Annotated in this window: 7 protein-coding genes and 1 pseudogene; 3 read left to right on the top strand and 5 right to left on the bottom strand. The window is 69.1% G+C overall.

Annotation, left to right across the window (positions count from 1 at the left end; translation table 11 throughout):
* Together VJS38_RS06845 and VJS38_RS06850 are read right to left on the bottom strand one after the other, a co-directional pair.
* A partial coding sequence (locus VJS38_RS06845) for an aconitase family protein (protein ID WP_324087405.1) occupies positions 1 to 637 on the bottom strand: 637 nt, incomplete at its 3' end.
* 75 nt (positions 638 to 712) lie between these two features.
* On the bottom strand, positions 713 to 1,567 hold the full coding sequence (locus tag VJS38_RS06850; protein WP_324087406.1) for an acyl-CoA thioesterase II: 855 nt from the start codon (positions 1,565 to 1,567) through the stop codon (positions 713 to 715).
* Positions 1,568 to 1,667: 100 nt separating this feature from the next.
* Here VJS38_RS06850 and trmD point away from each other — a divergent pair, with 100 nt between their 5' ends.
* From trmD to VJS38_RS06865, 3 genes are all read left to right on the top strand, one after another.
* Positions 1,668 to 2,378: a tRNA (guanosine(37)-N1)-methyltransferase TrmD gene (gene trmD / locus VJS38_RS06855; protein ID WP_324087407.1), complete on the top strand. Its 711-nt coding sequence runs from the start codon at positions 1,668 to 1,670 to the stop codon at positions 2,376 to 2,378.
* A gap of 22 nt (positions 2,379 to 2,400) precedes the next feature.
* Positions 2,401 to 2,799: a 50S ribosomal protein L19 gene (gene rplS, locus VJS38_RS06860; RefSeq protein WP_324087408.1), complete on the top strand. Its 399-nt coding sequence runs from the start codon at positions 2,401 to 2,403 to the stop codon at positions 2,797 to 2,799.
* Positions 2,800 to 3,099: 300 nt separating this feature from the next.
* The gene (locus VJS38_RS06865) at positions 3,100 to 3,246 is read left to right on the top strand and encodes a hypothetical protein (protein WP_324087409.1); all 147 of its coding nucleotides are present in this window, start codon (positions 3,100 to 3,102) and stop codon (positions 3,244 to 3,246) included.
* Between the two features lie 6 nt (positions 3,247 to 3,252).
* Here VJS38_RS06865 and rimM read toward each other — a convergent pair whose 3' ends face one another.
* The 3 genes and pseudogenes from rimM to VJS38_RS06880 all read right to left on the bottom strand — a co-directional run.
* Positions 3,253 to 3,762, bottom strand: coding sequence for a ribosome maturation factor RimM (gene rimM / locus VJS38_RS06870; RefSeq protein ID WP_324087410.1), 510 nt, complete (start codon positions 3,760 to 3,762; stop codon positions 3,253 to 3,255).
* A gap of 158 nt (positions 3,763 to 3,920) precedes the next feature.
* A complete protein-coding gene (gene rpsP / locus VJS38_RS06875; RefSeq protein WP_324087411.1) occupies positions 3,921 to 4,376 on the bottom strand; it encodes a 30S ribosomal protein S16 in 456 nt (151 codons plus the stop codon).
* A gap of 23 nt (positions 4,377 to 4,399) precedes the next feature.
* Positions 4,400 to 4,934: pseudogene (locus tag VJS38_RS06880) on the bottom strand (signal recognition particle protein); the annotation flags it as partial.

Consider the following 4,934-nt stretch of genomic DNA (forward strand, 5'->3'; position numbering starts at 1 on the left):
CGCGGACCGTCGAGCCGGCGTATTCGATGACGTAGCCGGTGCCGCCGGCGGTGCCGATCTCGCGGATGACGGCGAGCGCGACGTCCTTGGCGCCGACGCCGGGAGCCAGCTCGCCCTCGACCGTGACCCGCAGGTTCTTGGCCTTCTTCTGGCGCAGCGTCTGGGTCGCCAGCACGTGCTCGACCTCGGAGGTGCCGATGCCGTGCGCCAGGGCCCCGAAGGCGCCGTGGGTCGAGGTGTGGCTGTCGCCGCAGACGATGGTCATGCCCGGCTGGGTGCGGCCCTGCTCGGGGCCGACGACGTGGACGATGCCGTTGCGCACGTCGCCCATCGGGAAGAACTCGATGCCGTTGTCCTTGACGTTGCGCGCCAGGGTCTCGAGCTGCAAGCGCGCCTCCTCGTCGGCCACCTTGGCGACGCCGAGCTCCTGGCCCTCGGTGGGCACGTTGTGGTCGGCGACCGCCAGCGTGCGGTCGGGACGGCGCACGGGGCGATGGGCGGCTCTGAGGCCGGCGAAGGCCTGCGGCGTCGTCACCTCATGGATCAGGTGCAGGTCGATGTAGAGGATCGCCTCGCCGTCCTGTTGGTCGACGACGTGGGCGTCCCAGATCTTGTCGTAAAGGGTCTTGCCGGACATGGGCGTGCATCTAGGTCTTCACCCCGGCTCGCGTCTAGTACCGCGACGCAAGGCCCCGGAGTTTCCCCGCCGATTTCATGGCCTTGGCCCACGATAGCGGATCAGCCCCTCCTGCGCGGAGGAGGCCACCAGCGTCCCGTCGTGGCGGTAGATGGTCCCGCGGTTGAGGCCGCGCGCGCCCGAGGCCGAGGGGCTGTCCATCACATAGAGGTGCCACTGGGTGAAGTCGGTCGGATGGTGGAACCACATGGCGTGGTCGAGGCTCGCGCCCTGCATGTCGGGCGAGTTCCACACCGAGCCATGCGGCCTCAGCGAGGTCGCCAACAGGCCCATGTCCGAGGCGTAGGCCATCGCCGCCTGGTGCCAGAAGACGTCGTCCGGCAGCGGGTGGGCGACGCGGAACCAGGCCCTTTGGACGGGCTCCAGCGGCGAGCCGTCGGGATGGGGCTCGAGCGTGTCGATGAAGCGGATGTCGATCGGCTTCAGATAGCTCGGCTGCTGCTCGTCCTTCGACGCATGCGGTCCGACCCGGCCCAGCGCCTCGGCCAGATCGGGCAGGCCTTCCGGTCCCACGGTCCTCGGCATCTCGAACTGGTGCTCGAACCCGTCCTCGACAATCTGGAAGGAGGCGGCGAGGTTGAAGATCTGCCGGCCGTGCTGGACAGCGATCACCCGGCGCGTCGTGAAGCTGTGGCCGTCGCGAGCGCGGTCCACCTCGAAGATGATCGGGATCTTCGGGTCGCCGGGCCGGATGAAATAGCAGTGCAGCGAATGGCAGACGCGGCCCTCCACCGTCGCGTAGGCCGCCTGGAGCGACTGGGCGATCACCTGGCCGCCGTAGATGCGTCCCGCCTCGGGCGTCTGGCTGAACCCCCGGAACAGGTTCACCTCCAGCCGCTCGAGCTGCAGGGTCTCGCGAAGGTCGACCATGGGCGGGCGCTCCCTGCTGGGCGGTCGTCCCGGATTACGCGTGGGCCTTGGCCGGGGCAAGGCTTGACGCCGGGCCTCGCCCAAGGGCCAAGGAAACGCCATGCCCTTCGACGTTTCCGTCCTGACCATGTTTCCCGACGCCTTTCCGGGCCCGCTCGGCGTCTCCCTGATCGGGACCGCCTGGCGCGAGGCGCGGCTGTGGACTCTGGAAACAGTGGACATCCGGGGCTTTTCCAAGGATAAGCGCGGCTTCCTCGACGACACCCCTGCGGGTGGCGGCCCGGGGCAGGTCATGCGGGCGGACGTCATCGCCTCTGCGCTCGACAGCGTGGAGCGGCGGGGACGGCCGCTTTTGTACATGAGCGCCCGGGGGCGTCCGCTCACCCAATCGCGGGTGCGGGCGTGGTCGACGGCTCCAGGGCTGATCGTGCTCTGCGGCCGGTTCGAGGGTGTGGACCAGCGGGTGCTCGACGCCCGCGGGTTCGAGGAGGTCGCCGTCGGCGATGCGGTCCTGGCCGGAGGCGAGGCCGCCGCGCTGGTGGCGATCGAGGCGTGCGTAAGGCTCGTGCCCGGGGTCTTGGGCCAGCCCGAGAGTTTGAGTGAAGAGAGTTTCGAGGACGGGCTTCTCGAGCATCCGCAATACACTAGGCCGCGGACGTTCGAAGGGCGCGAGATTCCCGAGGTGCTGCTCAGCGGCCATCATGCCCAGGTGCGGAAGTGGCGGCAGGCGCAACGGGAAGAGACGACGCGGGAGCGGCGGCCGGACTTGTGGGCGCAGCATCTCGCCAATCAACAGGCAAAGGGCGACTGAAGCCCGAGTAAGGATGAAGATGATGAACGTGATCGAACAGCTCCGCCAGGAAGAGGCCGAGCGCCTGCTCGCCAACAAGAAGATCCCCGAGTTCCGTCCGGGCGACACCGTCCGCGTGAATGTGAAGATCAAGGAAGGCGAGCGCGAACGCGTTCAGGCCTACGAAGGCGTCTGCATCGCCCGCGGCGGCCAGGGCGTCGACGAGAGCTTCACCGTCCGCAAGATCTCCTTCGGCGAAGGCGTGGAGCGGGTGTTCCCGATCCTGTCGCCGATGATCGAATCCATCGAGGTGAAGCGCCGCGGCGTCGTCCGCCGCGCCAAGCTCTACTATCTGCGCGACCGCCGTGGTAAGTCGGCCCGCATCGCCGAGCGCCAGATGACGACGTCGAAGGAGCCCGTCGCCGAGACCGCGGAAGACTAAGCCTCTCCGAACGCTGGATCCGAAGCGGCGGCCGCAGCGATGCGGCCGCCGCTTTCGTTTTCGCGCCTGTTTCGTTTTCGCTTGCATGGACGCGAAAAGCCCCGGCGCGGGGGGAAGCGCCGGGGCTCGCATGTGACGGGGCGTTGCATCGGGGGGCGTCGTTGGCCGCCGTCACGCGCCAGAGAACCCAGGACTCCGAACGGCGGTTCCCGGCCCCGCCCGCGAATTTGTCGACCGGCGCGGCTCGGAACCCACGCGCTGCGGCGCGGTTCTCTGATGGTGCCCCGCAGGAGCCTGCCGATGACCCTCGTCCTGGCGTACAGGCCCGTTCTCAGGCGCAAGCGCGAGCCGGAAGAGCCCGGCGCGGGCGCCGTGGTCTTCTTCAGCCTGATCGCCGCCAGCGGATTCGCCGTCGGCTGGGCGGCCCAGTTCCTCGGCAGCTTCTGAAACCGGCTATTCCGTCTCTTCCGGCCGGACCGCGACGATGACGCGGTCGGCGAGCCGTACCTCGGGGACCGCCTCGCGCGTGAACGGCAGCCACCAGCTGGCGCCGGCGGCGGGCTGGACCTCCAAGAGGTCGCCGGCGCCGAAGTCCTGCACCGAGCGCACCTGCCCCAGGGCCTCGCCCTCAGGGCCGATCACCGACAGTCCGATCAGGTCGACGAGGTAGAACTCGTCTTCGTCGTCGGACGGCGGCAGGGCGTCTCGGGGGATGTAGAGGCGAAGGCCGCGCAGCGCCTCGGCCTGTTCGCGGGTTTCGATTTCCTGGGCGCGGGCGACGATCCCGCCCTTGGCCGGGCGTCCGCCGGTCAGCGTCAGGCCCGGCGCGCCGCTCTCGCGCTTCAGGTCGCGATACTCGACCAGCGACATCGGCTCGGCCGTATAGGCCGTCAGCCGCACCTCGCCCCTGACGCCGAACGCGCCGGCGACCCGGGCGACGAGGATGAGGTTGTCGGAGGGCACGCGCTCAAAATCTCAATTGTCATCCCGGTTTCGCGAAGCGAAGACCGGGACCCATACGCGGAGGAGAATGGCGGCGACGCGGCGAACATCCTGCTCCATCGGCGCGCATGGGTCCCGGACAGCCGCTCGGCGGCTTCCGGGATGACAGTCGAATTGTCTTAGGCTTCGCCGGCCGGAGCTTCTTCCGCAGCGGCGGCTTCGACCGGAGCTTCCTCGACGGCCGGCTCCTCGGCCGGCGCGGCGGCGGCTTCGGCGGCCGCAGCCGCGGCGGCGGCGCGGTCGGCTTCACGCTGGGCGCGCTCTTCGGCGCGTTCCTTGGCCTTCGTGCCCGGCTCGCCCTTCTTGGGGTTGCTGCCGGCCTGCCACTTCACCAGGCCGTGCTTGGCCAGTTCGCGCGCCACGCGGTCGGTCGGCTGGGCGCCCTTCTTCAGCCATTCCTCGATCCGCTCGACCTTCAGGGTCATGCGGTTCGGGTCGTCCTTCTTCAGCAGCGGGTTATAGGCGCCGACCTTCTCGATGAAGCGGCCGTCGCGCGGCGAGTGGCTGTCGGCGACGACGATCGAGTAGTAGGGGCGCTTCTTGGCGCCGCCACGGGCGAGACGGATCTTCAGCATCGGTAGTCCTCTGGTCTTTCAGTCTATTTCTTAAAGGGATTGAAGCCGGGAGGCAGGCCGCCGCCCAGGCCGGGAAGTTTGAAGCCGCCGCCGCCGCCGAGACCGCCGGGGCCGCCCAGCTTGTTGGCCAGCTCCTGCAGCTCCTCGTTGGTCGGCATCTTGCCGCCGCCCCCGCCCAGCGCCTTGAGCTTGGCGAGGTCGGCGGGGCTTGCGCCGCCGCCCAGCATGCCGGCCATGCGGGCGAAGCCCTTGCCGCCGTCCTTGCTCATCATCTTGAAGGCGTCGGCCATCTGCCGGTGCTGCTTCAAGAGCCGGTTGACTTCCGAGACCTCGACGCCGGCGCCGGCGGCGATGCGGCGCTTGCGCGAGGCCTGCAGTATGTCGGGCTTCTTGCGCTCGGCCTTGGTCATCGAGGAGATGATCGCCGCCTGGCGGTCCACCATCTTGTCGGTGATCCCGGACTCGGCGATCTGCTTCTTCATCTTCTGGACGCCGGGCAGCATCCCCATCAGGCCTTCCATGCCGCCCATGCGCTTCATCTGCTTGAGCTGCTCGGCC

Source organism: Phenylobacterium sp., from assembly GCF_035276905.1.
GTDB lineage: Bacteria > Pseudomonadota > Alphaproteobacteria > Caulobacterales > Caulobacteraceae > Phenylobacterium.

What these genes read in the sequence shown, in the direction of transcription:
- VJS38_RS06850 (WP_324087406.1), bottom strand. Translation starts at nt 1,567, where the DNA reads ATGGTCGACCTTCGCGAGACCCTGCAGCTCGAGCGGCTGGAGGTGAAC.
- trmD (WP_324087407.1), top strand. Translation starts at nt 1,668, where the DNA reads ATGCCCTTCGACGTTTCCGTCCTGACCATGTTTCCCGACGCCTTTCCG.
- rplS (WP_324087408.1), top strand. Translation starts at nt 2,401, where the DNA reads ATGAACGTGATCGAACAGCTCCGCCAGGAAGAGGCCGAGCGCCTGCTC.
- VJS38_RS06865 (WP_324087409.1), top strand. Translation starts at nt 3,100, where the DNA reads ATGACCCTCGTCCTGGCGTACAGGCCCGTTCTCAGGCGCAAGCGCGAG.
- rpsP (WP_324087411.1), bottom strand. Translation starts at nt 4,376, where the DNA reads ATGCTGAAGATCCGTCTCGCCCGTGGCGGCGCCAAGAAGCGCCCCTAC.